Consider the following 22,959-nt stretch of genomic DNA (forward strand, 5'->3'; position numbering starts at 1 on the left):
CCGACAAAACCTAGGCCGCATCCTTCCACCACCTCGCCCGCATCTCGAATTCCGAGAATCTCAGGTCGGTAACTCCAGATTGGGGTTAGCCCTATTCGGCCGGTTACGCTCCGCTGCGTGGAAGGACTCCTAGAGGTCGGCGACCGGATGGTTCTCTACACCCTCTACGGCTCGGATGGCGGTCTCCCTGCGATCTCCTTCGGGGGTACGCCCAGCACCCGCTGGAAGCGTCCGGACGCGGTCGGAGCCATTGAGGAGTCGGGCCTGCGAATGGCTGTCGCGGACCGGCCAGGGTACGGCGGATCCACGCGCCAACCCGGCCGGACTGTGGCGTCCGTGGTCGAGGACGCGGCGACGCTGGCGGACGCGCTCGGGTGGGAACGCTTCGCGGTGACCGGCGGCTCGGGAGGCGGGCCGCATGCGCTGGCGTGCGCCGCGCTCCTGCCCGATCGAGTCACCCGCTGCGCGATCACCGGCGGTATCGCGCCGGCCATCGTCGACGGTCCGGAGCCGACCGAGGACGAGGAACGAGCGGATCCGCGGCGCAACCGCACCTCCTGGCTGGCTGCGCGGAGTGACCTGCGGCCGCAACTCGAGGAGACGGCCCGGACGATCATGGCCGCCGTCGAGGAGGGCGGTCCGGAGTTCCCGCCGGATCCCGGCTCGCCGCCCGGTCCGCCGGCTCGGGAGGACCCGGCCGCCATGGCCCGCCTGACCGCCACCTTCGTGACCAGTCACGACGGGTGGATCGACGACCACATCGCGTTCGCCGGTCCGTGGGGCTTCAACCTCGCGGACATCACGGTGCCGGTGAGCATCTGGCACGGGTCCGCCGACGAACGTGCGGGCAAGCACGCGGACCACCTCGCCGCGGCCATGCCGCACGCCGAGCGCCGGTACTACGTGGGCGGTCACATCCCGCCGACAAATGCGTACCGTGAACTCCTGCGATGGCTGACACTGTCCTGATGGACCTGGCACGCCAACTCGTCAACGATCTGTATCCGGACGCCCGAGCCGCCTGGCTGGGTGGAAGTGTTGCGCGTGGCGAGGCGAGGCCGACGTCCGATCTCGACATCACGGTGCTGCTCGACGGCCCACCGGCACCACGCCGGCGGTCCCTACGGTACGGCGGTTGGCCCGTCGAACTGTTCGTGCACACCGAGAAGTCGCTGCGCTATTTCGCCGACAAGGACCAGGACCGGCGGCAGCCGACGATGATGCGGTTGGTCGGCGAATCCGTCGTACTGCTCGACACGGATGGGTTTGGGGCGCGTCTGCAGGACGAGTTCCGGGCCGAGGTGGCGGCTGGGCCTCGCCCGTTGTCGGGTGACGAGTTGGACCTGCTGCGGTACACGATCACCAACCTGGTGGACGATCTGACCGATGCGTCGGGCGATACCCGCCTGGCGATCGCGTCGGTGCTGTGGCAGGACGCGGCGCGTCTGTTGCTGACCGGCGCCGGCCACTGGTCCGGTACCGGCAAGGGGTTGCTGCGCGAGGTGGCGGCGTACGACGTTGCGCACGGCACCGATCACGCGGTGGCCCTGATGGACGGCGTCCGGGCCACGGACGACCGGCTCGTGGTCGCGGTGGATCGCATCCTCGACGGGTACGGCGGGCGGCTGTTCGACGGCTTCGAGCTGGCGGCCCGGCTCTAAGCCTGGGGATAACCTTCGCCGGTCCGGCGAGCGGCTGTATAGGGTCGGTTTCGTGCCTGATATCGACGCAGCATTCCTCGCTCTGCCCCGGCAGGAGCTGGCCGCGGCCGCCCTGCAGCGCGCCCGCGATCTCGGCGCGACGTTCGCCGAGTTCCGGCTGGAACGGATCCGGTCCGAGTCCATCTCCCTGCGTGACAGCGTGCTGGAGAGCGCGAAGGACGACGAAGACCTGGGCCTCGCGGTGCGCGTCATCCACGACGGCACCTGGGGCTTCGCCGCCGGCGTCGCGCTCACCGTCGACGAAGCGGTCAGTCTCGCCGAGCAGGCGGTGAACATGGCCCAGGTGTCGCGCCCGATCAACGCCGAGACGATCGAGCTCGCCGACGAGCCCGTGTACGACGACGTGCGCTGGATCTCGGCGTACGAGATCGACCCGTTCAGCGTGCCGCGGGCGGAGAAGGTCGCGCTGCTCACCGACTACAGCGACCGGCTGCTGAAGGCGGACGGCGTCGCGCACGTCGGCGTCCACGTCGCCACGATCCACGAGTGCAAGTACTACGCGAACACGGCTGGGACGTCGTACACGCAGCAGCGGGTCCGGATCGGCCCGGACATCACCGCGCATGCGGTCGCCGAGGACCGGTTCGACTCGATGTCGTCCACCGCTCCCCCGGCCGGCCGGGGCTGGGAGTACATGACCGGCACCGGCTGGAACTGGGACGACGAGCTCGCCCGGATCCCCGGCTGGCTGGCCGAGAAGATGGCCGCCCCGACCGTCGAGGCCGGCGCGTACGACGTCGTCGTCGACCCGTCGAACCTGTGGCTCACGATCCACGAGTCGATCGGCCACGCCACCGAACTGGACCGCGCGCTCGGCTACGAGGCGAACTACGCCGGCACCAGCTTCGCCACCCTCGACCAGCTCGGCACGCTGAAGTACGGCTCGCCGGTCATGCACGTCACCGGCGACCGCACCGCCGAGCACGGCCTGTCCACCGTCGGGTACGACGACGAGGGCGTGGCCGGCCAGCAGTGGGACCTGGTCAAGGACGGCATCCTGGTCGGCTACCAGGTCGACCGCCGGATGGCGAAGAAGAACGAGGACGTGCTCGGCACCCCGCGCTCCAACGGCTGCGCGTACGCCGACTCCTCGGGCCACATCCCGATCCAGCGAATGGCCAACGTCTCGCTGCAACCCGCCGCGGACGGCCCCTCGACCGAGGAGCTGATCAGCCGGGTCACGAACGGGATCTACATCGTCGGCGACAAGTCGTGGTCGATCGACATGCAGCGGTACAACTTCCAGTTCACGGGTCAGCGGTTCTACAAGATCACCGACGGCAAGCTCGACGGTCAACTGCGCGACGTCGCCTACCAGGCCACCACGACCGACTTCTGGGGCTCGATGGAGGCCGTCGGCGGCCCGCAGACCTATGTCCTCGGCGGCGCGCTGAACTGCGGCAAGGCCGAGCCGGGGCAGTCCGGTGCCGTCAGCCACGGTTGCCCGTCCGCGCTGTTCCGCGGCGTCCGCATTCTCAACACCACTCAGGAGGCCGGCCGGTGACGGGCATTCAACTCACCCCGCAGGACACCATCGAGCGGGGTCTCGCACTCGCCGCGGCCGAAGGCGCCGACGGCTGCGTCGTGATCGTCGCGGAGACCTCCAGCACCAACCTGCGCTGGGCGAACAACACACTCACCACCAACGGCGCGATGCGCGGTTCGAGCGTCACCGTGATCGCCACGGTCGGCTCCGGCGAGGGTACGGCGGCGGGCGTCATCGGCCGCTCCTCGGTCACCGAGGACGCACTGCGCGAGATCGTCTCGGCGGCCATCGCGACCGCCCGCGCGGCCGGGCCCGCCGAGGACGCGCGCCCGCTCGTCGACGGCACCGTCAGCGCCGACTGGGAGCTGGAGCCGGAGGTGACCTCGGTGGGCGTCTACGAGAAGTTCGCGCCCACGCTCGGTGAGTCGCTGAAGCGCGCCGACGCGGACAAGCGCCGCCTCTACGGCTTCGCGAACCACGAGGTCGTCACGCTGTACGTCGGTTCCTCGACCGGACTGCGGCTGCGTCAGGCGCTGCCCCGCGGCTACGTCTCGTCGACCGGTAAGAACGCCGACCTCAGCCACTCGGCCTGGGTCGGCACCGCGACGCGCGACTTCAGCGACGTGGACGCGCTCGCGCTCGACGCCGAGCTGACTCGCCGGCTCGGCTGGGCCGCCCGCTCGGTCGCGGTCGACGCCGGCCGGCACCCGACGATCCTGCCGCCCGCCGCGGTCGCGGACTTGATGACGTACCTGTTCTGGCAGCTCGACGGGCGGGACGCGTTCGAGGGCCGGACGGTGTTCTCGAAGCCCGGCGGCGGCACCCGGCTCGGGGACACGCTGTCGACGCAGCCAGTGTCCCTGCACTCGGACCCGGCGCTGGCCGGCCTCGAGGCGTTCGCGTTCGCGGTGGCGCGGTCCTCCGGTGGTTCGTCGAGCGTGTTCGACAACGGGTTGAGTCTCGCGGCGACCGACTGGATCCGCGGCGGGAAGCTCGAGCACCTGATGACGAGTCGGTTCACGGCCGAGCTGATCGACGTACCGACGGCGACGCCGGACATCGACAACTACGTCGTCACGGTGGACGGCGCGAGCGGCTCCACCGACGATCTGGTGGCGGGGCTCGACAACGGTCTGTTGCTGACCTGCCTGTGGTACATCCGGATGGTCGATCCGCAGACCCTGCTGCTCACGGGTCTGACGCGGGACGGTGTCTACCTGGTCGAGAACGGCGAGGTGACCGGTGCCGTGAACAACTTCCGGTTCAACGAGAGCCCGGTCGATCTGCTGGCCCGGTTCACGTCCGCCGGCACGACCGTGCCGTCGTTCTCGCGGGAGTGGGGCGACTACTTCTCCCGGACCGCGACACCGCCGCTGCTGGTGCCTGACTTCAACATGTCGAGCGTCAGCCAGGCCAACTGAGAACGCAGAACGCCCCCGCGACCGTGCTGGTCGCGGGGGCGTTCTTTGCTTGCTGATCAGACGGTCGGGTAGCCCGGCTCGGCCGGCCCCGCCTGGCCCGGGCCGCCGAACCGCTCGGCGCCCTTCGGGTCCGGACCGTACTGGTTGTCACCAGCGGTCCCCTCCTGGGCCGCCAGCACGATGAACCAGATGAACCCGACACACGGAATCAGGTTGATCAGGATCCACCAGCCGGAACGGTTGGTGTCGTGCATACGCCGGATCGCCACACCGATCGTGGGCAGCAGGACGGCCAGACCGTAGATCGTCTGCAGCCAGCCGGACGAGCCGCCGGCGCCGTAGGTCAGCCCGAGGACCCGGTCCAGGATGGACAGGATGATCGAAGCGATCGCGCTGAAGAGCACGAACATCCAGTACTCTTTGCGCCGGGCCCGTCCGTCGAACACGGCGTACTTCTTCAGGACGTCGATGTACCACTGCATTGCTGTATCTCCGATGCTTGAAGGTGAGACGCGGACAGAGCCTGTCGGAACCGGTCGGGTTCGTCAATGCAACTTTTCGCTTTGGTGACCACACCGCAATCTGGCGCGCCGGAACCGCAGGCAACGTCACCTGTTCGGAACCGGCACTCCTAGACCCGGCTTCAGCTTGATTACTGTTTCGTCATCGTGACGCGGAGCATCCGCCGCTGTCCCTCCTGGTACGGCGTCGCGTCGTCGAGCTGCCAGTTCGCGCCGAGCTCGGTCACCAGAGCGTCGTCGAAGAACCGTCCCACGAACCCGTCGTGCATCGACAGGCCACCGTCCAGTTGCTGCCAGTACCGCGAGCACGGGTCGTCGGTCGACCACACGGCGTACACGAACCGGCCGCCCGGGCCGAGCACCCGGTGCGTCTCGGCCACCAGCGAACGCAACTCCGACGGCGAGAACGCCATGTTCAGCAGGAGATTCGCGAACACCGCGTCGACCGTGGCGTCGGCCGGCGGCAACGGATCACGGACGTCGTGCAGCGCGGCGGTCACGCGATCGTCGAGCCCGGCCCGCTGCGCTTCCTGACGCAACTGGTCCAGCGCCGCCTCGCTGAAGTCCGTCGCATGCACGCTGAGTCCCTGTCTGGCCAGGAAGAACGCGTCCCGCCCGTGCCCCGCGCCCAGCTCCAGCACGTCATCGATGCCCGCGGCACCGAACGCCTCGGCCGCCCAGCGCGCCGCCACCGAAGGCTCCGACCCGTGCAACCGCGGCTGCCGCGCGTACGCCGACTCCCACCGCTCCTGCTGAGCTCTCGCAAGCTCGACATGCCCAGTCTTCATCGTGCTCCCCGTGTTCGCCCCACCGACCTGGCCGATCGACAGACCGCAGCAGCCTACGTCACAACACCAACCAGACGCACCCACCCACCAACCGGTTCCCTCCCGCGCACAGCCTTGCCGGCCCCTTTGCCTGCCACAACAAATGCGTCGAAGGCGTCGACGAAGAGACACGCAGTAAGCCGCCGCTGCGGAGGAATTGTCGGATACTGGCCTTTCCGACAGTCGTTTCATCGGGGGATCCATGTCCGGCGACTCATCAGTGCCGCCCGAGGTCAGATCCCTCGTTTACGACTTCACTCTGCTGCGGAAGAATCAGGGGCTGAAGCAGTCCCGCCTGACCGAGGAACGCGCCGGCAACCTCCTCGGAAGCGCGGCCGTGCAGACCGTCATGAGCAGGGGCGGCGTCGGGGATCGCACCGAGGCTGCCGTCCAAGTGGTCACCGAGGCGATCGGAAAGCTCCCCAGCTTGTCCGACCAGGTCATAGCGGATGCCATTCTCGGACTCGGGTTGTTCCTCGCAACGTACGCCGAGCACGCCGTAGACCACCGGACGATCGAGCGACTGGAGAAGGCCGACCTCGGCGACCGACGGGAAGCGTTGCGCACGCAGTGGCGCCGCCTGCACGAAGCAGTCGGCGCAGACGTACCCGAGACACCGGGTGACCGGCATCTTCGCGACACCGTAGAACCGCGGATCTTCCGCGACGTCGCGGTGCTGATCGTCGGCCTCCCTGCCGACTCCTCCCCCGCCAGACCGGTAACGGTCACGCCAGACGGCTCGCCCCAAGGATTCAAGGCGTTGTCCGGCAAAGTGGTGGTGATCGGTGGCGTCGCGATCGATCACACGTTCCACAGCGAGGGCATACCGATGCCTGAAACCTCAGCAAAGGCCACGCACTACGAGCGCGCGCCCGGAGGCAAAGGGCTCAGCCAGGCCGTGGCCGCCGCACGGCTCGGCCTCGACGTGACACTGATCGCGGCGTGTGGCGGTGACGACGACGGCGCCATGATCCTCGAGCACCTCAGGAAGGCGGGAGTCGACACCTCGCTGATGAAGGTCGTCGAAGGCAAGCGATCACCACAGACGAGCATCACCGAACTTCCGGACGGCGACAGTGCCGCAATGGTCTGGCACAACGAGGAAGAGGTCAGCCTCGACTCACAGGACGTGCGGCAGCATCGCGAAGTACTCGCGGACTGCGACGCGATCCTCGTGACCTTCGAGATCCCACAAGACGTTCTGTACAGCACGCTGAACTTGATCCGTGGCCTTGGTGCGGACCGGCCCGTCATCGTCGTCACGCCAGGCCAGCCCTACGACAACGGCGCGCCGTCGGCCCATACCTTCGCCGAGGTCGATTACCTGGTCGCCCACAGTTGGGAGCTCCGCAGACTGAGCTACGCACCCGGCCGTTCGAACTCGGAGAGTCTCGCGGAGAATCTCCTCCGAATGGGCGTGAAATCGGTATGCATACTGACGAACCGGACCGGAACGATCTACTCCCAGAACGCGCGGCCCCGCTATATCGCTCCGCCGCCGTCCACGCTGAAGGAGTCGTCGATCGCGCGCGACCTGTTCTGCGCGGCCCTCGTCGCGCGGCTGGTCGAAGACCGCTCCCACGACGACAATGACGCCGTACGGTGGGCAGCCGCGGCGATGGCGAGCTTCATCGAGGACTACCTGACCCGTCGCTCACTGCCCGACCGCGATCGGGTGGAACAAATGCTGAGGGACTTCCCCCACAACTCCTGACGCTCGCACTGCCTTTTGGCAGCCCCCGGTGCCAAAAGGCACGCCGCTCCGGTCGTTGCGCCGGCCACAGGCCAAAACAACCCCGTTGACACCCAATCGTCCTGGGTTTCACTTGATTTCAAGAGAAAGTCCAGGCAGGGAATCGACGGAGCTTCCGCTGCTTCGCGAAGAGACGGTTGGTCGGGAATTCAGAATCGAGGGACGCAATGGCCGCACAACAAGCTGTCGCGCTGATGCTGATCGTCGTTGCCGCGTACTACGTCGCCAGCTACTGGAGGAAGCTGATGCTCCTGCTGGCGGTGCTCGTCATCTCCGTCTTCGGCTTCGGGGTCTACACACTCGCCCTGACCTTCAACAGCGAGGCGATCCCCGGCAAGGTCGTGCAGATCGAGACCACGTCGTACCAGTGCTGAACACCAGGACCATCAACGACAACGGTTGGCCGCGGTGCACCGCGGCCAACCACGGACAGGGGAAGTAAAGTGCGCAACACCATTTCACCGGATGAACTCGAAAACGTGTTGCTGCACGTTCTCAAGGAACTGCATTCGGACGGTACGCCGATCTTTTCGCAACTCCATTCGGGGCGGCACGACGTCGTCGCACCGTTGCTCGACCTGGCCGCCGTCCGGCGTTACGCGGACGCGCACGCCGCCTCACCGGAGGTCAGCGCACTGGCCGTCGTCGGCGACTGCGTTCGCGAACTCGCCGGCACCGAGCAGATCGTCGCTGACGCAGCTCTCGGTGTTGGGGCGTTCGTCGACGAGTACGCGCTCCACCAGATCGACCGCCGGAGCATCCGCGAGTTGTCCGATGCGGCATTGAGTCGACGCCGGCGCATGCTGCTGGAGACCTGGCCGCGGTTCCACGAAGCGCTCGGACACCAGCGCACCGAGGTTCCCACCGAGACGGACCTCCGCGAATCGCTGGAACCGGCAGCCCTCCGGGCCGTGGCGCACCAACTGGTCCGTAGGGACGTCTACTCGGCCGGCTCCACGAACAGCATCAAAAGCTCGACGGCGACACGAGCCGAACGCACCAGGGGAAGGATCATCGTCGTGGGAAGCGCGGTGATGGACGTGACTCTGCGGATCAGCGACTTCCCCCGACTCGAGACCTCGACCGAGGCAGATGATTGTGCGTTCACGCCGGGTGGCAAGGGACTGACCCAGGCAGTCGCGGCCGCGCGACTGGGCCACGAGGTCTCTCTCGTCGCCGCGATCGCCGACGACCGTTGGGGCATGGAGATCATCAGCTATCTACGCAAACACAACGTCGACACCTCTCTGCTGAAGGTGGTGCCGGACGCGCGTACGCCGATCACCTGTGTTCTCGAAATGGATCTGGGTGAGAGCGCTGCGGCGTACTGGCGCAATGACAAGGAGATCCGGCTCGATCCGTGGGACTGCGACGAACTGATCCCTGAGTTCGCGGCCTGTGACGCCTTGTTGACGACTTTCGAGGTTCCGCGCGAGACCGTCGAGCATGTCCTGGCAGAGCTTCCGAAATCTCCCGAGGACCGGCCGCTGACGATCGTCACCGCGGCACAGCCACGACGGCACGCGCGGCTCGGTGCCAAGTCGCTGGAGCGTGTCGACTACCTGGTCGCGCACCCCTGGGAACTTCAGCGCCTGGCCTCCGGCAGCCGGCACTCCTTCGATCCCGATGCCGGCGCCCGGTCCTTCCTCGAGAGTGGCGTCACAGCGGTATGCCTGATGCTCAGGGGTGGCTGTACTGTCTACTCCCGCACAGCGCATGACGTCATTCAGGCTCCGGTCGCCGCCTCGGTGTACAAGGAGTCGGCAGCAGCTCGGGACGCCTACTGTGCCGCGCTCGCTGACGGGCTGATCCAGAGCAACCGGCAGTTCTCCAGGCGATCGGCTCTGTGGGCATCGGCAGCCATGTCCGCCGCCATCGCAGACTTCCCGCTGCCCAACTCGTTGCCGTCGGCCGAGCGGATCGAAGCCTCGATGGCCCGATCCCAGTTCGAGCGGTGACCGGTCGGTCAGCGACGCAGGCGCGGCATTCGATTCGAACCGACCTGCTCGGTTGCTCCGTGCAGCCTGCAGGCGTAGATGGACGAATCGAGCAGCTTCGCCCGGCTCAACTGGAGCTCGGCGCCGGCCCGGCTCCGCACGTCCTCGACGTTGGCGGTTCCGAACCGGATCCGCAGTTGTCGTGGGCTGACGTACTGCCGTTTCTGGTAGATGTAGGGCCGGGGCCTGACGGTCATCCATTGCTTCCAGTTCGCGCCGCGATAGCTGACGCCGGAGAAGCCCATGTTCGGGTCGACGGTGGTCACCAGCAGGCGCGCGGCAGGACGGTACTCGCGGAACCACCGACGTACGTGCCCCAGAAGATTCGAAATGGCATTTCGCGGCGCCACATCGAACGAGTAGACCCTGGAGATGTCCCACACCCTGTCCATGGGTACGCCGTACCACCGTTCGAGTCCGTGCCCGAGCCGTTGCCAGTCGAGCAGGTTGGCACTGCACAGCGCGATCGGAAGCTCGGTGTGCCGGTCGAGCAATGCGAAGTTCAAAGCGCCAGGGCGGGCGCTGTGCAGATAGTGCAGGTGCGTGAAGATGGCGAACGCCTTGTCGTCTTCGTACTTGTCGAACATCAGTTCCGCCACTCGTTCGGCAGCCGATGTCGGCACCAAAGCGCGAACAGCGGCGATGTCGGCGGACAAATGGCGGGCACTGCGGCTGATCTCCGCCAGTGCCAAACGCCGCCCGACATGCCCGTCATGACGCGCGATGCGCGGCAGGTGGAGGAGCGTCCGCACCGCCAGCGCTCGCTCCTCGACGCTGCGGCTTTTCGCGACCGCGGACACTGCGTCCATGAAAGCCGGTTCGTGCGACCGGCATTGATCAAGCGTCAGGTGCACCGGTAGGAGATCGAGTAATCCGCTCCCGCTGTCGTCTGACAAGCCGCGTAATCTCCTCTTCGTCGGGCGGGCACCCGACGAAAGACGATGATACGCGGCGAGGGGATCTCAATGCCTGAGCTGACCTGGGTCAGCTGCCAGCAGCTCCCTCTTGAGCTCTGTGTAGCGTTTCCACACAGAGTCGTTGCGAAGCTGCCCGAACCGCATGCGAACGTCTGCCTGGTACTTGATCGACCGGCCGAGCAGACTTTGGTGGGATTCACGGAGCACCGGGATGCCGCTCAGGCGGTCGAACTGGTCGCAGGTCACATCGATGACCAAGCGCTTCGTGGACGACTTGCCGCCAATCTCTATCCAGCAGTGGAGATCGGACCGGTCGGGGCGCCCTTCGTTGAAGCTCACATAGCCGACGCAGTACTTCGCGCGCTGCCGGCGCGGCCAACTGAACTGGCCTAGCAACCACGCGGAACTGACGCCACATTGGCCGAAGGATGGTGTCGCGACATTCGCCTGTCCTTGCGGAGCAGTCGCGGAGCCTCGGTAGATGGTCTTCTCCGACCAGGCCCGGATCAGGATCTGTCGCTGCGCGAGGAGTCGTTCGACCGACGTCTCCTGCCACCCCAGCGAGCGAATCCACCGCGGGACTTCCAGACAGACGCGAACCCGCCGTCGTGCCACAGCGCCGCCATCGACGACCGTCACCCCGTTGACTCCCTCTCGATGACACGGTGCTTCCAGAGCCGAGAGCATAGGGGAACCCGTCCCAGGATCGCCACTCAGCGCGCCGGGCTGACGACTCAGAGTATTCGGATCACGCCGGTCAGCAGAGGTTCGTGACGATGGCCGAGCCTGTCGTTGCGCTGAGTACTCAAGTGCGTCTACGGACATTCGTCACGCGCCATCTGCACAGAGCAAATGCATGTGCGGCAGTCCAGCGGATCGGCGTGCGGCTTTGCAAGCATTCGAGCCTGGAAGTTACAAGTCCGGAATTCTCGCGGGCTCGGTGGTGGTGTGCAGCGGGTTTGGGATGGTGCCGGTTTTGGGGATTGGGGGGCGGGTGGCCAGGTCGGTGTAGCCGAGGGTTAGGCGGTAGGTGTTGAGGGGGTAGCGGGTGAAGGTTTCGGCGGTGAGGGCGGTGGCGGTGAGGCGGGCGGTGTGTTCTGGGTGGGTGGTGGTGTAGCGGTCCACCTCGCCGCGGGTCAGGCCCCAGAACGTGTCCTCGGGGATCAGGGTGAGGGCGGACAGGGGGTTGAGGACGCCGAGGAGGAGGGCGTCCACGACGTACTGGCGGAGGATGGGCCAGGGTTTGCGTGGGAGGACTCTGGCGTGCGAGTCGGGCTCGGGGCCGCGGGCAAGGATCGGGTCGGTCGAGATGTTGATGTCGTCGACCAGGTCCTTGATCACCAGGCGGGCGGGGAGGCCGTTGGGTGCGCAGATGATGGCGAGGTTCTCGCCGTGCGGATTGACGGTGATGCCGTAGTGGTGGAGGAGGTGGAGCAGCGGCCGGAGGATCGTCGCCAGGAGGTGGCTGAGCCAGGTCTGGGGATCGGTTCCGCTGCGGCTGATCGCGGTCGCGGTGAAGCCGGGGTGGAGTACGGCGGCCAGCGGCCACACCGTCTCGCCTTCGCGGAGGCGAGCGTCGACGGGGTCACGCCAGATGCAGCCGAGGGTCTCGGTCCACTGGTACGGGATGCCGGCGTGCGTCGAGAGTTCGGGGTGCCGGACGGTCACGGAGGCGACCTCGCCGAGGAGTTCGGTGCCGAGGGCACGGAAGGTCTCGTCGCGGGACCACAGGCCGCGGAGCCACTGCGTGATCATTGGTGCGGCCAACGTGCAGTGCTCGGGGATGCCTCGGTAGACGGAGGTGTTGAGGATCTTCAGGGGGAGTTTGGCCTGGTAGCGGGCGGGGTTGGAGATGTTGACCATGGTGCGGATGGACTGGGTCGGGAGGTAGTCGTCGGGGCTCTCCCCCAGGGCGACGATCTCGCCGGTGGCCAGTTCGCGGGCCCATTGGGTGCGGATGACGTGGTCGAGTTGCCAGGGGTGGCACGGGAGCCAGACGTAGGCGTCCGGATCGTCCAGCTTGGCGCGGAACGCTTCCACGGTCGACGGGTCCAGTTCGCGCGCGATGACCGAGTGCTCCGAGAGGTCCGGCGTACCGCGGAACTCGGCGAGGCCGCGGCGGACGGCGAGCCAGGTGAGGTAGAGCGGTGTGCGGGCCTCGGGGGCGTAGCGTTCGCTGTCGGCGGCTGAGAAGCCCAGGCGGCCCTTGTTGGCGACCAGGAGCGGGTGGCCGGTGAGGTGTCCCTCCAGCCGGCTGTGATGCAGACCCAGAAGCTCCTCAGCCGGCGCAGCGGACTTGGCCATCCGTACGTCGGCCGCCAGCGTGCTCGTCAACTCGGCGACATACCCGGCCACCGTGGAGCCGTCGAGCTGCAGTACGTCGGCCGCTTCGACGAAGAACTGCACCGGGTCAGTGGCCACCTCGCTCTCGTCGTTCCCGAGAATGCCGGACGTGGTACGCCGGATCGATGCGGGATCGACCCGCCAACTGCCGAAACCACCACGACTCGCTTCGAACACATAGGACACCGAACCCAAGCTCAAACGATTGCCTTCAGGCGTCAGCAAGCCCTCCGTGCAGAACTGTGAGATCAGCTTGGCCAGCAGCTCGGCCGAACACCGCGCCCAGACACTCATCCGGGGATCGCAAACGTCGTGAAGGCGGTGGACTTCGGCAATCGGAAGACCTCGCGCCCGGCGACGCTGTTCAGGATGCCCGCGTTCCGGATCGCGCCGATGCCCAGATCCGGCGCCGCGACACCGTGACTGTGCAGATCCGCGTTCGCGACAAAGATCCGTCCCGCCAGCGCCTCGGAAGCATCGACGCTGTGATCGCGGTTGATCACCCACCGACCGGCAGCGTCGTGGCGCAACTGCTCCTGCACGCTGGACAGGAAAGGCAGCGGCCGGTTCCGGTACCCGGTGGCGGCGACTACGGCGTCTGTGGTGTGCTGGAACGGCTTCCCGCTGTCCGCGTGCAGCATCGTCAGCTCGAGCCCATCGGCACGCGCCACCGCCGACACCACCGCCACGCCGCACTGCAGCTGCGCCGGCGCAGCGCTCAGATCCCTTGCGTACAAGGCATCGTGGATGTCGTCCAGTGTCTCCGACGAGATGCCCTTGTAGTGCCGCCACTGCTCCTTCACGAGCCGGTCACGCGTCGGCTCATCCAGTCCGTGGAAGTAGTCGACGTACGAGGGCGTAGTCATCTCCAGCACGAGCTTGGAGTAGTCCAGCGGTGCGAACGACGGCGTACGCGTCAACCAGGACACCGCTGGGCCTTCGGACCGCAGCAGGTCCAGTGCGCACTCAGCACCCGATTGACCGGAGCCAACGACGGTGACGTGACCTGTGCGCAGCAAGTCCTCCCGACGGAACAGGTAGTCCGCTGAGTGCAGGAAGCGTTCAGTCGGCAGTCCAGCGAGCGCTGCGGGGACGGACGGCTCAGTGCCGACACCAACGACCAGATGCCGAGCCTCGAATCGCTCAACGCTGTCGCCGCGCTCCACCGTCAGCTCAAACGATGCGCCATTCCAGACCGCGTCCCGCACGTGGTGACCGAAGTGCAGCGAGTCCAACTGGGCCGCACACCACCGCAGGTACGTCTCGTACTCCCGCCGCGTCGGATGGAACTTCTCCCGCACGTAGAACTGGTACAGCCGCTCACTGTCCTTCAAATACGACAGGAACGACAGGTGGTGAGCCGGCTCGACCAATGACACCAGGTCCGCCAGGAACGACACCTGCAGCATCGCGTCCTCGAACATCAGCCCGCGGTGCCAGGTGAACTCGGGCCGGCTGTCCAGCACCGCGAGCTCGATGTCGTCGACCTCGGAGGCCAGCGCGGCGAGTCCGAGGTTGAACGGCCCACAGCCGATCGCGATCACGTCGTACATGTCACTCCTCCACGGTCCGGGTGCGGACCATCAGTAGGGCTGTCTTCTCGGGCAGCTGTAGCTCGCCTTGCGGATCGAAGCCCGCCGCGAGGAAGGCCCGGACGGATGGCGTGTTCTCGATGTCCGGCTCGGCGACGACGCGTTGACAAGCCGGTTCGTCCGCCAGCACGCCATCGGCCACTGCACGCAGCAGGCGGCGCCCGAGACCGCGGCCGACGCGTGTGACGTCGCCGATCGCCACGTGGACGCCCCAGTCGTTCTCGTCGTACGCGTAGTACCCCGCCAGCCGGTCGTGGCGTACGCGGTACAACTCGACGTACCCGATCTCCTCTGTGTCGACGGTGGCCACGCACGGGACGGAGTGGTCACCTGCCGACTGCTGCTCGATCTCCTGCGCCCAGTGCTCCACCGACCAGCTCTGATGCCACCAGCGTTGGACATGAGGCTGCGACATCCAGAGTGCGATGCGAGGGGCGTCAGCAGGTACTGCGGGGCGTAGCGCGAACAGACCACTCATCGCAGCGGGTTGGGGATGTCAAGGTAGACGGACTGCGCGTCCAGCGGAGCCACCACCTCGTCGATACCACGCAGTCGCGTCAGCATGTTCGCCTTGCACGGCAGCGTGTCCGCGTCGAGCCATCGGCGCGCCAGCCGATCACCGTCCGGCCCAGCCGCCTTCAGCAGCGGCAGCGCGAGTGTCAGCCGATCCCGCACCACACCGAGCAGTTCACTCTCATCTGCCACACCGTCCGCTGCCAGACAGCCGACGACGGCCAGTGCCTGGTTGTGCAGCAGGTAGTACGTGAGCCGGTCGTCGACGATCGGATCGTCCACCACCGCGAGTGTCGAGTCGCGCAGCCCGGTGACCCCCAACAGACCCTTCAGGTACGACGACGCGAGGTAGTACCCCTGGTTGTCCCGATATGCACCGCCCTTGATCCGCCCTAGCCCGTCCAGCCGCACCAGGGTGTTCTGCTGATGGGCTTCGAGTCCGATGCCCGTTTCGGCGTACAGGTGCAGCATCGGAATCAGCACGTTGTCGATGTACGCCGCCGTCCATCCGGCCGGGTCCTCTTCGGCGTACGAGCTCAATCGGCTGACCCCACCGGGACGCGGCGCGACGAGACCTGCCAGACAGGCGTAACTGTTGACGTCGGCGGGCACCTCTCGGACAGCGACGTCAAGACCGGTCAATGTCGGTCCACCCTCGTCAAGAGCAACCCACGCCGGGTCGCGGACGATCGAGAACCGCGGATGCGCCGTCGCCGTCCCCGCGTTGTACGCCGCGTCGAGCAGCCGATTGATCTCGAGACCACGCCGAAGCTCGGTCGGCGTCGACTCCCGCCGCGAGTTGGTGATCCGCAGCCCCAGCGACAGCTTGAGCATCACCGGCAGATCCGGATGGAAAACCGTCCGCAGCGAGGACGTCGGGTACCACTGCGCGCCGTGCGGCCCGAGTGCCTTGACCCGGCCCTCCTCGATCAGCGCGGCGACCCGCGGCCGCGACGCAACCGCTTCGGCCTGCCACGGGTGGGCCGGGATCAGCACCCGGCCCGCCGACGGGGTGATACCCGCCAGCGCGCCCATCAGCTGCACAGCGTCCAGTCCCTGCAGCGAGGGCGCGCCGGCCACCTGGTCCGACGACACCAGCTCGGCGTCGGCTTCGAACCAGTGCACTGCGAAACGGCCACCGAGCTCCGGCGAGTACGCCGCCAGCTCGGCACCGCTCAGTCCGTCCCGGCTCTTCGGCGCCGGGTGATGCAGATGCCCGAACAACAACGCCTGCTCGGTCTCCAGAAACCGCCCCGGCCCGCGCTCCCCGTCGGCCGCCGCCACGAACACGTCGACGTTCCGCACCGACTCCGCCGTCCGCGCCACCAGATCCTCGATCTCAGCCGGATCCGCATCCGCCGACAGCACCCGCACCAGCTCCTCGGGAGCCGGCGCCACACCGTCCAGCAGTACGTCGCTGAACCGATGCAACCCCGTCCGCGACGCGTGCTCCACCCGCGCGGTCACCGTCGCCCCACCCACCTGAAAGCTCAACGGTCCGACAGCCACCGGAACCGCGACCTCCCGCGTGTAGCACCGCAGAATCGCATTCAGGTGGGCATCAATAGCTACTCTCACGCCGCTCCTTCGCCGGTCAGGACGTCGAGGCCGGTGGCCACGACCTGGTTGAGCAGGTCCTCGATGTCCGTCGCGGTGGCATTCGGGTTCAGCAGCGTCAGCTTCAACGCGACCGCCGCCGGGCGGCTGCCGCGGGCCGGCACCTTCGTTCGGCCGATCAGCACCCGTCCGGAGGTCAGCAACCGGCGCCGGACCTCACCCTGAAGAGCGTCCAGCGAAACGCTGTCCGCCGCCTCCAGCCCCTGCCCGGCGACCCGGAACAACACCGTGGTCAGGGTCACCGGCGCCAGCAACTCGAGGTTGCTGTCGGCAACGACCCGCGCCGCGGCGGCGTGCGCGAGCTCGTGACAGGTGTCGAGCATCGTGCCCAGTCCGGCCCGCCCGTATGCCGTCAGCGTGGTGGCAACCTTGACCGCATCCGGCCGCCGGGTGGTCTGCAGGCTCCGACCGAGCAGCCCGTCCAGCCCGGAGTCGATGTCGTCGGCCGGGTTCAGGTAGTCCACCGACCGGTCGAACGCGGAGAAGCGGGTCCGGTCGGCCACCAGAAGCACGCTGGTCGCGGCGGGTTGCCAGCCGATCTTGTGCAGGTCGAGCGTCACCGAGTCCGCCAGCGAGACCTCGGCCAGCAGCGGCGCGAGCCGCTCGGAGAACAACGCCCCGAACCCGTACGCCGCGTCCACGTGCACCCAGGCGCCGTACTGGCGGGCCAACTCCGCGATCGCCGCGATCGGGTCGATCGACCCGAAGTCCGTCGTACCGGCAGTGGCGATGACCGCGACCGGAGTACGGCCGGGCTTCGCGAGTTCGTCGGCGAGTACGTCGGTGCGCATCCGGAAGTTCTCGTCGGAGGCGATCGTGATCGCGGCCTCCTCACCGAGCCCGAGGGCGGCGCAGGCTCGCTGGACCGAGAAGTGCGCGAGTTCGGAGCAGAACACGACCGGACGGTCGAGCCCGCGCAGCCCGTTCCGCCGTACGTCGACGCCTGCCGCGGCGGCCGTGCTGTCGCGGGCGATGAGCACCGCGAGCAGATTCGAGATCGAGCCGCCGGGAGTCAGTACGCCGTCGGCTCGCGGTCCGAAGCCTGCCAGGTCGGCGAGGGCCCGAACGACCCACTGCTCGATCGCGAGCGTCGCCGGACCGGAGTCGTAGGTGTCCATCGAGGCGTTCGACGCCGAGGCCAGCGCGTCCGCGTCGACCGCGACCTGGAGCACCGGCGGCTGCAGGTGCGCTGCCGCGTGCGGGTGGCTCAGGTCGATCCCGGTCTCGTCCAGCAGGCCCGCGATCAGGTCGAGCGCGGCGGGCTCTCCCACCCCGGTCGACGGCACCCGCGGCTCCCCCAGTACCTCGGCGGCCCGGCGCAGTACCGCTCCCGGCGAACCGTGCGGCAACGGTCCACGCTCACGGTCCGAGACCGTCGACGCCAACGGCCAGCGGGCAGCGAACGGGTCACGGAGTTGAACAGGGGCCGTGGCGGGGGCGGGCAGCGCGGTCAGGCGCGCGGGCTGCGACATCCAGATCTCCCGGGGAAGTTGTCGAGTAAGGCAACCCTTACTAAGGCAGCCCTAACTTTTGCCCGGCTCACTCACCGTGTCAACTCGGGCACCCGAGACGTGAACATCCTCACGAACCAGCTGGATCCGGCATGCACCAGTGCGGTCCGGCACTCCAGCCGAGCAGCCGGCGCCCGCCGCTCGTCCGGCCTGTCGCGTCGAAGCACTCCCCCGCGATCACCTGCCGCAGACCGATGACAGCGGGCGCGAAGCGTGGACCGAGGACACCGGCGCGACCGTCGAGCTCGGCCAGCACGTCCTGCTGCGCGGCCGGGGTACAGAAGCTCAGGAAGAAGATCGCCTGCCGCCACGCGTACGCCGTGTTCTTGATGCCCTGGAGCGCACTGATCCAGGTCGGCGCCGGCTGCGTCTGCCGCTGAACCGCCCATGCGAACGCACGGCCCGCCAGCTCAGGCGCGGCCTCGCGCAGCCAGTCGGTCAGATCCAGGGCGTCGACGAGCGCAGCCAGGTTGTGGGACGTCAGAATCTGCGCCTGTTCGAGCTCCGTGCCGTTCTGCGCGACGTACCCAGGCTTCTCGGCGCTCTGCGCCTCCTTCGCGCGGATACTGCAGGCCTCGGCGAAGTCGTCAGCGGTCGGCTTGCCCCACCGCTTGCGCCATCCCTTCGGCTCCTCGACGGTCGGCCAGGACGTCGGCAGGTCGTAGTACCGCGCGTACGTCGTACCGAACAGCACCCGGCTCGCGACGCAGCCCGCGGACCGCCACTTCATGGTGAACGTGCCCATGAAGATGTCCGCGGCGACTTCCTCGACGAGCGGGATCTTCAGGTCGGCCTGCGCGGCGAGTGCCCCGAACTCCCCGACCAGCGGGTTCGGCAGGATGGCGTGCGGGAAGGCGGTGAGCGCCACCACCGTCGTCTCGCGCAGCGACTGCGCGGCGGCGCGGGTCGACTGCTCACGCCGGTCGCGGTACGGCGCGACGGCCTCAACCCACGGCAGTTCGTCGAAGCGCACCTGGTGCTCGAGGTTGAGCAGCAGCAGACTCCGCCGGCGCCGGAACGCGGCGTACGTCTGCGCGTACGCCGTCGCGAGCGACGGGTCCTCGATGTTCGCCGCGAGCAGTTGGGACGTGATCTGGGGCAGCACGCGGGCGAGCACCTCCCCCGAGCTGATCACCCCACGATCCACCAGCTCGCCGATCGGAGCCTCGACGGCCCGCGCGGCCTTCGCCAGCAGGTGCGGCGGGATCGCGGCTCCGGCGGCAGCAGGCGCCTCCTGACCGTCGACCGCACCGTCGATCGGGTCGAGCGACGGCAGACCACCGTCCCGCGGGAAGCGGTCCAGCCGAGCGCCCAGCACGTGCGCCAACGTCGCGTACGTCGGACGCGCGGCCACCGAGCGTTGTGTCATACGCAAGGCCGCCCGCGGCTCGGATCCTGGCGCTCCGTGGGCGCTGACCGTGTTGGCGAGCGCACGCCGGATCCAGCCCACGTCGCGTCCACTCAGCGCCGAACTGTCGACCGGGCACTGTTCCAGGACTGCGTGCAGGCGGGCGAAGTTGCTCTTCGCGTGCCGCTGGGAGGTCCGATGGACGGTGGCCGCCGCCTCGTAGTCGTCCAGCCACTGGCGCCGCCGCTCGACCCAGTCGTCGGGCCAGACCCGGCACGGCCAGCCACCCACGACCTGCTCCGAGCTGACCAACTCTGGGAGGTCGCCGTCGACCGTGTCGCACCACAGCGCGACCAGCCGGTCGTACAGCGGGTTCCAGACGCGCAGCGTCTCCAGCTGAGCGGCGATCTGCGGTCGGACCGTTGCCCGCCGCAACATGTCCCCGACCTCACCCACCGATTGCAGTCGGACGACCGCTCCGGACGGCAAGGACGACGGGGTGAACGTCGGCGTGAACCGCAGCCGGTGCAGCAGCGGACGAAGCTCGGCCACGAGGTCCAGTGCCGCGGCGTCGTGCCGGTTCTCCAGCAACCACGCGACGACGAGCAGCGCCGACTCCTCCGGGACATCCACCCGGTACCGCCCGGTCCGGAGCGCCTGCCCGAGCTCCGCGAGCCCTTCGTCGCCGAGGTACCAGAGGTTGACCCGCTCGCGATCCGTCTCCCCCGGCGCGTCGGCCGGCACCCGGGCGAGCTCGTCCGGATCCACCGGGACCTCGGCGAGGTACCGGCCGGTCGCGAACCCGCCGTGCGCCACCTCAAGCGTGACCCACGCGGGGGTGTCCGCGACCGGCGTCCGCGAGCCGACCGTCAGCCGTCCCGACGCCATCCCGTCGAGAACGTTGCGCCAGGCATCGACCCGGGCCGCGGCGCGCCGGCGTACGGCGAGATCGTCCGCGACCAGGGCGCGCTCGAGCGCGTGCTGCAGGCGGCCGACCGCGTACTCGGCCGAAGCGGTCACCATCGGCTCGTCCGGCATCCGGAACCCCCGTCCTCTGGATGTGAGACAGCTCCATCAGACATGGAGGCAGGACTCGAACCTGCGCCCTCCCGGTAAGCAGCCGGGTGATCTACCCCTGATCTACTCCATGCAGTGCGCTACAGCCTAGCCGCCGTACGGCGTTCTGGTCAGGACGAATGTCGCTGCGTCGAGGTGCGAGATCGTGTCGCCGTCGCGGACGACCCGGACCTTCTCGCCGGCCAGGTAGCCGTCGCGGCCCACATACAGGTCGGGTTCGAGCGGTGCGAGCCGGGTGCTGAGACCACCGGAGAGCTGCAGAATGCCGGCCGTCGCGGAGATCGTGAGCGGTGTGTTGCCCCAGTACCAGTGACCGAGCAGCTCAGCACCCTGCGCCAGCGGCGGCTCCGGGACCCACTCCTGCGCGATCGGCGGCTCGTGGCTCATCAGGATGCGCACCAGATCAGGCGCCAGCGACGCGACCCGGCCGTACGTCGCGTTGCCCAGGGTGACCGCGCCGACCCGCCGTACCCGATCGACGAACAGCCCCGCGAGGAACCCAGGCATCGAGCCGGTGTGACCGATCAGCAGGTGCGGATCATCCGCGATCAACCGCAACCCCAGGCCGTACGACGCGGTGAGTCTCTCCCGCGGATCGGCGGCGACCGGCGTGGTCATCTCCTCGACCGAGTCCCGGCTGAGCACCTCGTGCACCGGATCGATCCAGAACATCGCGTACCGCGCCAGATCCTCGATCGTGCTCCACAGCTGCCCGGCCGGCGCCATCGCCCCCGAGTCGTACGCCGGCTCCGGCACCAACTGCCCGCTGAACGGGTCCACGGAGAAACCCTCGGCCGCCGGGCTCGAGGGAAAGTACGTCGTCCGGGTCATGCCGAGCGGATCAAGAATCCGGGCCTGCGCCAGCTCGAGCCACGACGCGCCCCGCAGCCGGGCGACGATCTCGCCGAGCAGGCCGTACCCGAGGTTCGAGTAGTGGTGCCGGCGATCCGCCGGACCGACCGCCTGCGCATCGTCCATCGCCGCGGTCAGCTCGTCGAACGTGACGCCGGGGTTCCGCTCCCACCACGGACCGACCGGCTCCGCGTTCATCCCGCCACTGTGCGCCAGCAACTGCCGAACCGTCCGGTCCCCGAACGCGACCCCCGGCAAATGCTTGCCCACAGCATCGTTCAACGACAACAACCCGTCGTCCCGGCACTGCAGGACCAGAATCGCCGTCAACGTCTTAGTGATCGACCCGATCCGATACTGCACATCCGCCCCAGGCGCACCGCCGTTCGCCGTCGCGAACCGCCCCCGCACCCCGGTCCACACCAAGGCCCCGTCCCGAACCACCCCAGCACTGACCGACGGCAACCGCCCGTCACTCTGCGCAGCCGCAACCCCAGCAAACAGAGCACTGGAAGTGTCAGGTCGTACGGCCGCCACTGAAACCTCCGGTCACTGGGTCCTCGAGCCAACTCGCGCCATCGTAGGCGATGCTGTCCCCGAGGAGCAGCCAGCCGAGAGAGGGTGAGCGGTGAGCGACGACGGTCGGCGGCGGCGTGATTGGATGGAGGGGCATCTGGAGTGGGCCGCGCGGGAGTTCGGTGTCGAGCGGGTCGGGCGACCGTTGCACACCGGGCGATTGCACTCGGTTGGTTGTCGCGTGATCGATGCGGGCGAGGACGCCTGGCTTCGGGTCGTTTACGCCGACCCCGAGTGGGGCGATGGCGAATACCTCGACCAGAACGTTGCCGCCAACGCGATCCAGGGCGTACCGAAGCCTACGGTCAAGCGGTGGCGGGAGTGGCAGGACAACGGTCGCAGGATGCGCGGGGAGGTCAGCACCTTTGTCGCCGACGCGGCCATCTGCGCCGGCATGACTCCCGACGGTCAGGTCGATCCGTCCGATCAGTGGCTGTCGGACCTGAACCAAGCCCTGCGCGCCCTGGCAACGCACCCCGTACCGTCGCGCGGCGTCGACGCGGAGCACGTGAACGACGGCATCAGAGCGTTCTTCGGTATCGAGGTCGACATCGCGTCCGTCTCCTGGACAACCGCACACTGCGATCTCCACTGGGGCAACCTCACCGCGCCGGCACTGGCCATCCTGGACTGGGAAACCTGGGGCAGAGCGCCTGCCGGGTACGACGCCGCCACCCTCGTCTGCACGAGTCTGGCGTACCCAGAGCTGTCCCGGACGGTCAGCCGAGTTCTGTCAGAATTCCTCGACTCGCCCTCCGGACGCATCGCGACGCTCGCCGCAGCCACACGACTGCTCCGTTTCGCCGACGGCGGCGACCTCACAGAGTTGGCGCGACCTGTCCGTCAACACGCGATGGAAGTCCTCAGATACCTCTGAGGACTTCCAT

At 68.0% G+C, this 22,959-nt stretch carries 19 protein-coding genes and 1 tRNA gene; 8 read left to right on the plus strand and 12 right to left on the minus strand.

All coding sequences use genetic code 11. The features are described from left to right. The first annotated feature begins 117 nt into the window (after nucleotides 1-117). Genes ACWGID_RS02980 through ACWGID_RS02995 form a run of 4 tightly spaced genes read left to right on the plus strand, consistent with a single transcriptional unit; the run spans nucleotide 118 to nucleotide 4,628 of the window. Nucleotides 118-969 (plus strand): alpha/beta hydrolase, encoded by an 852-nt coding sequence (locus ACWGID_RS02980; RefSeq protein ID WP_452193850.1) that lies wholly within the window; start codon nucleotides 118-120, stop codon nucleotides 967-969. Next, nucleotides 951-1,661 carry a nucleotidyltransferase domain-containing protein gene (locus ACWGID_RS02985; RefSeq protein ID WP_452193851.1) on the plus strand — a complete coding sequence of 237 codons (711 nt, stop codon included), beginning with the start codon at nucleotides 951-953 and terminating at the stop codon, nucleotides 1,659-1,661. Before ACWGID_RS02980 ends, ACWGID_RS02985 begins: the two co-directional genes overlap by 19 nt. Before the next feature lie 52 nt (nucleotides 1,662-1,713). After that, nucleotides 1,714-3,225, plus strand: a complete 1,512-nt coding sequence (locus ACWGID_RS02990) for a TldD/PmbA family protein (RefSeq protein WP_452193853.1) — start codon at nucleotides 1,714-1,716, stop codon at nucleotides 3,223-3,225. Beyond that, nucleotides 3,222-4,628 (plus strand): metallopeptidase TldD-related protein, encoded by a 1,407-nt coding sequence (locus ACWGID_RS02995; RefSeq protein ID WP_452193855.1) that lies wholly within the window; start codon nucleotides 3,222-3,224, stop codon nucleotides 4,626-4,628. The genes ACWGID_RS02990 and ACWGID_RS02995 overlap by 4 nt, the downstream gene beginning before the upstream one ends. Nucleotides 4,629-4,684: 56 nt before the next feature. On the opposite strand, the gene ACWGID_RS03000 is transcribed toward ACWGID_RS02995, so the two are convergent. Together ACWGID_RS03000 and ACWGID_RS03005 are read right to left on the minus strand one after the other, a co-directional pair. Continuing rightward, nucleotides 4,685-5,110, minus strand: coding sequence for a DUF805 domain-containing protein (locus ACWGID_RS03000; protein ID WP_452193857.1), 426 nt, complete (start codon nucleotides 5,108-5,110; stop codon nucleotides 4,685-4,687). A 170-nt stretch (nucleotides 5,111-5,280) separates the two neighbouring features. Beyond that, the gene (locus ACWGID_RS03005) at nucleotides 5,281-5,937 is read right to left on the minus strand and encodes a class I SAM-dependent methyltransferase (RefSeq protein ID WP_452193858.1); all 657 of its coding nucleotides are present in this window, start codon (nucleotides 5,935-5,937) and stop codon (nucleotides 5,281-5,283) included. Between the two features lie 241 nt (nucleotides 5,938-6,178). On the opposite strand from ACWGID_RS03005, the gene ACWGID_RS03010 reads away from it, so the two are divergent. From ACWGID_RS03010 to ACWGID_RS03020, 3 genes are all read left to right on the plus strand, one after another. Continuing rightward, the gene (locus tag ACWGID_RS03010; protein WP_452193860.1) at nucleotides 6,179-7,690 is read left to right on the plus strand and encodes a PfkB family carbohydrate kinase; all 1,512 of its coding nucleotides are present in this window, start codon (nucleotides 6,179-6,181) and stop codon (nucleotides 7,688-7,690) included. Nucleotides 7,691-7,896: 206 nt separating this feature from the next. Next, on the plus strand, nucleotides 7,897-8,103 hold the full coding sequence (locus tag ACWGID_RS03015) for a hypothetical protein (protein ID WP_452193862.1): 207 nt from the start codon (nucleotides 7,897-7,899) through the stop codon (nucleotides 8,101-8,103). Between the two features lie 105 nt (nucleotides 8,104-8,208). Next, nucleotides 8,209-9,687 carry a carbohydrate kinase family protein gene (locus ACWGID_RS03020; RefSeq protein ID WP_452193864.1) on the plus strand — a complete coding sequence of 493 codons (1,479 nt, stop codon included), beginning with the start codon at nucleotides 8,209-8,211 and terminating at the stop codon, nucleotides 9,685-9,687. Between the two features lie 8 nt (nucleotides 9,688-9,695). Here ACWGID_RS03020 and ACWGID_RS03025 read toward each other — a convergent pair whose 3' ends face one another. From ACWGID_RS03025 to ACWGID_RS03070, 10 genes are all read right to left on the minus strand, one after another. Beyond that, nucleotides 9,696-10,526 (minus strand): Mom family adenine methylcarbamoylation protein, encoded by an 831-nt coding sequence (locus ACWGID_RS03025; RefSeq protein ID WP_452193866.1) that lies wholly within the window; start codon nucleotides 10,524-10,526, stop codon nucleotides 9,696-9,698. A gap of 162 nt (nucleotides 10,527-10,688) precedes the next feature. Beyond that, the gene (locus tag ACWGID_RS03030; protein ID WP_452193868.1) at nucleotides 10,689-11,282 is read right to left on the minus strand and encodes a hypothetical protein; all 594 of its coding nucleotides are present in this window, start codon (nucleotides 11,280-11,282) and stop codon (nucleotides 10,689-10,691) included. Between the two features lie 273 nt (nucleotides 11,283-11,555). Beyond that, complete coding sequence (locus ACWGID_RS03035) at nucleotides 11,556-13,280, minus strand: IucA/IucC family protein (RefSeq protein WP_452193870.1); 1,725 nt, start codon at nucleotides 13,278-13,280, stop codon at nucleotides 11,556-11,558. After that, nucleotides 13,277-14,539, minus strand: coding sequence for a lysine N(6)-hydroxylase/L-ornithine N(5)-oxygenase family protein (locus tag ACWGID_RS03040; RefSeq protein WP_452193871.1), 1,263 nt, complete (start codon nucleotides 14,537-14,539; stop codon nucleotides 13,277-13,279). Before ACWGID_RS03040 ends, ACWGID_RS03035 begins: the two co-directional genes overlap by 4 nt. A gap of 1 nt (nucleotide 14,540) precedes the next feature. Continuing rightward, complete coding sequence (locus ACWGID_RS03045; RefSeq protein WP_452193873.1) at nucleotides 14,541-15,056, minus strand: GNAT family N-acetyltransferase; 516 nt, start codon at nucleotides 15,054-15,056, stop codon at nucleotides 14,541-14,543. Continuing rightward, nucleotides 15,053-16,558 (minus strand): IucA/IucC family protein, encoded by a 1,506-nt coding sequence (locus ACWGID_RS03050; protein ID WP_452193875.1) that lies wholly within the window; start codon nucleotides 16,556-16,558, stop codon nucleotides 15,053-15,055. The genes ACWGID_RS03045 and ACWGID_RS03050 overlap by 4 nt, the downstream gene beginning before the upstream one ends. Before the next feature lie 107 nt (nucleotides 16,559-16,665). Next, on the minus strand, nucleotides 16,666-18,180 hold the full coding sequence (locus ACWGID_RS03055; protein ID WP_452193877.1) for a pyridoxal phosphate-dependent decarboxylase family protein: 1,515 nt from the start codon (nucleotides 18,178-18,180) through the stop codon (nucleotides 16,666-16,668). A 109-nt stretch (nucleotides 18,181-18,289) separates the two neighbouring features. Beyond that, a complete protein-coding gene (locus ACWGID_RS03060; protein ID WP_452193879.1) occupies nucleotides 18,290-20,605 on the minus strand; it encodes a hypothetical protein in 2,316 nt (771 codons plus the stop codon). Between the two features lie 40 nt (nucleotides 20,606-20,645). Beyond that, nucleotides 20,646-20,717: transfer RNA gene (locus tag ACWGID_RS03065), tRNA-Ser, on the minus strand. A 14-nt stretch (nucleotides 20,718-20,731) separates the two neighbouring features. Continuing rightward, on the minus strand, nucleotides 20,732-22,033 hold the full coding sequence (locus ACWGID_RS03070; protein ID WP_452193881.1) for a serine hydrolase domain-containing protein: 1,302 nt from the start codon (nucleotides 22,031-22,033) through the stop codon (nucleotides 20,732-20,734). Between the two features lie 91 nt (nucleotides 22,034-22,124). Between ACWGID_RS03070 and ACWGID_RS03075 the strand changes: the two genes are divergently transcribed. Next, entirely contained in the window at nucleotides 22,125-22,949 is an 825-nt protein-coding gene (locus ACWGID_RS03075) for a hypothetical protein (protein WP_452193882.1), read from the plus strand. The last annotated feature ends 10 nt before the right edge of the window (nucleotides 22,950-22,959 follow it).

Source organism: Kribbella sp. NPDC054772, assembly GCF_053611945.1.

Excerpts from the sequence above, each read along its gene's own strand:
- ACWGID_RS02985 (WP_452193851.1), top strand. The coding sequence starts at position 951 with ATGGCTGACACTGTCCTGATGGACCTGGCACGCCAACTCGTCAACGAT.
- ACWGID_RS03000 (WP_452193857.1), bottom strand. The coding sequence starts at position 5,110 with ATGCAGTGGTACATCGACGTCCTGAAGAAGTACGCCGTGTTCGACGGA.
- ACWGID_RS03005 (WP_452193858.1), bottom strand. The coding sequence starts at position 5,937 with ATGAAGACTGGGCATGTCGAGCTTGCGAGAGCTCAGCAGGAGCGGTGG.
- ACWGID_RS03010 (WP_452193860.1), top strand. The coding sequence starts at position 6,179 with ATGTCCGGCGACTCATCAGTGCCGCCCGAGGTCAGATCCCTCGTTTAC.
- ACWGID_RS03015 (WP_452193862.1), top strand. The coding sequence starts at position 7,897 with ATGGCCGCACAACAAGCTGTCGCGCTGATGCTGATCGTCGTTGCCGCG.
- ACWGID_RS03035 (WP_452193870.1), bottom strand. The coding sequence starts at position 13,280 with ATGAGTGTCTGGGCGCGGTGTTCGGCCGAGCTGCTGGCCAAGCTGATC.
- ACWGID_RS03040 (WP_452193871.1), bottom strand. The coding sequence starts at position 14,539 with ATGTACGACGTGATCGCGATCGGCTGTGGGCCGTTCAACCTCGGACTC.
- ACWGID_RS03045 (WP_452193873.1), bottom strand. The coding sequence starts at position 15,056 with ATGAGTGGTCTGTTCGCGCTACGCCCCGCAGTACCTGCTGACGCCCCT.
- ACWGID_RS03055 (WP_452193877.1), bottom strand. The coding sequence starts at position 18,180 with ATGTCGCAGCCCGCGCGCCTGACCGCGCTGCCCGCCCCCGCCACGGCC.
- ACWGID_RS03060 (WP_452193879.1), bottom strand. The coding sequence starts at position 20,605 with ATGCCGGACGAGCCGATGGTGACCGCTTCGGCCGAGTACGCGGTCGGC.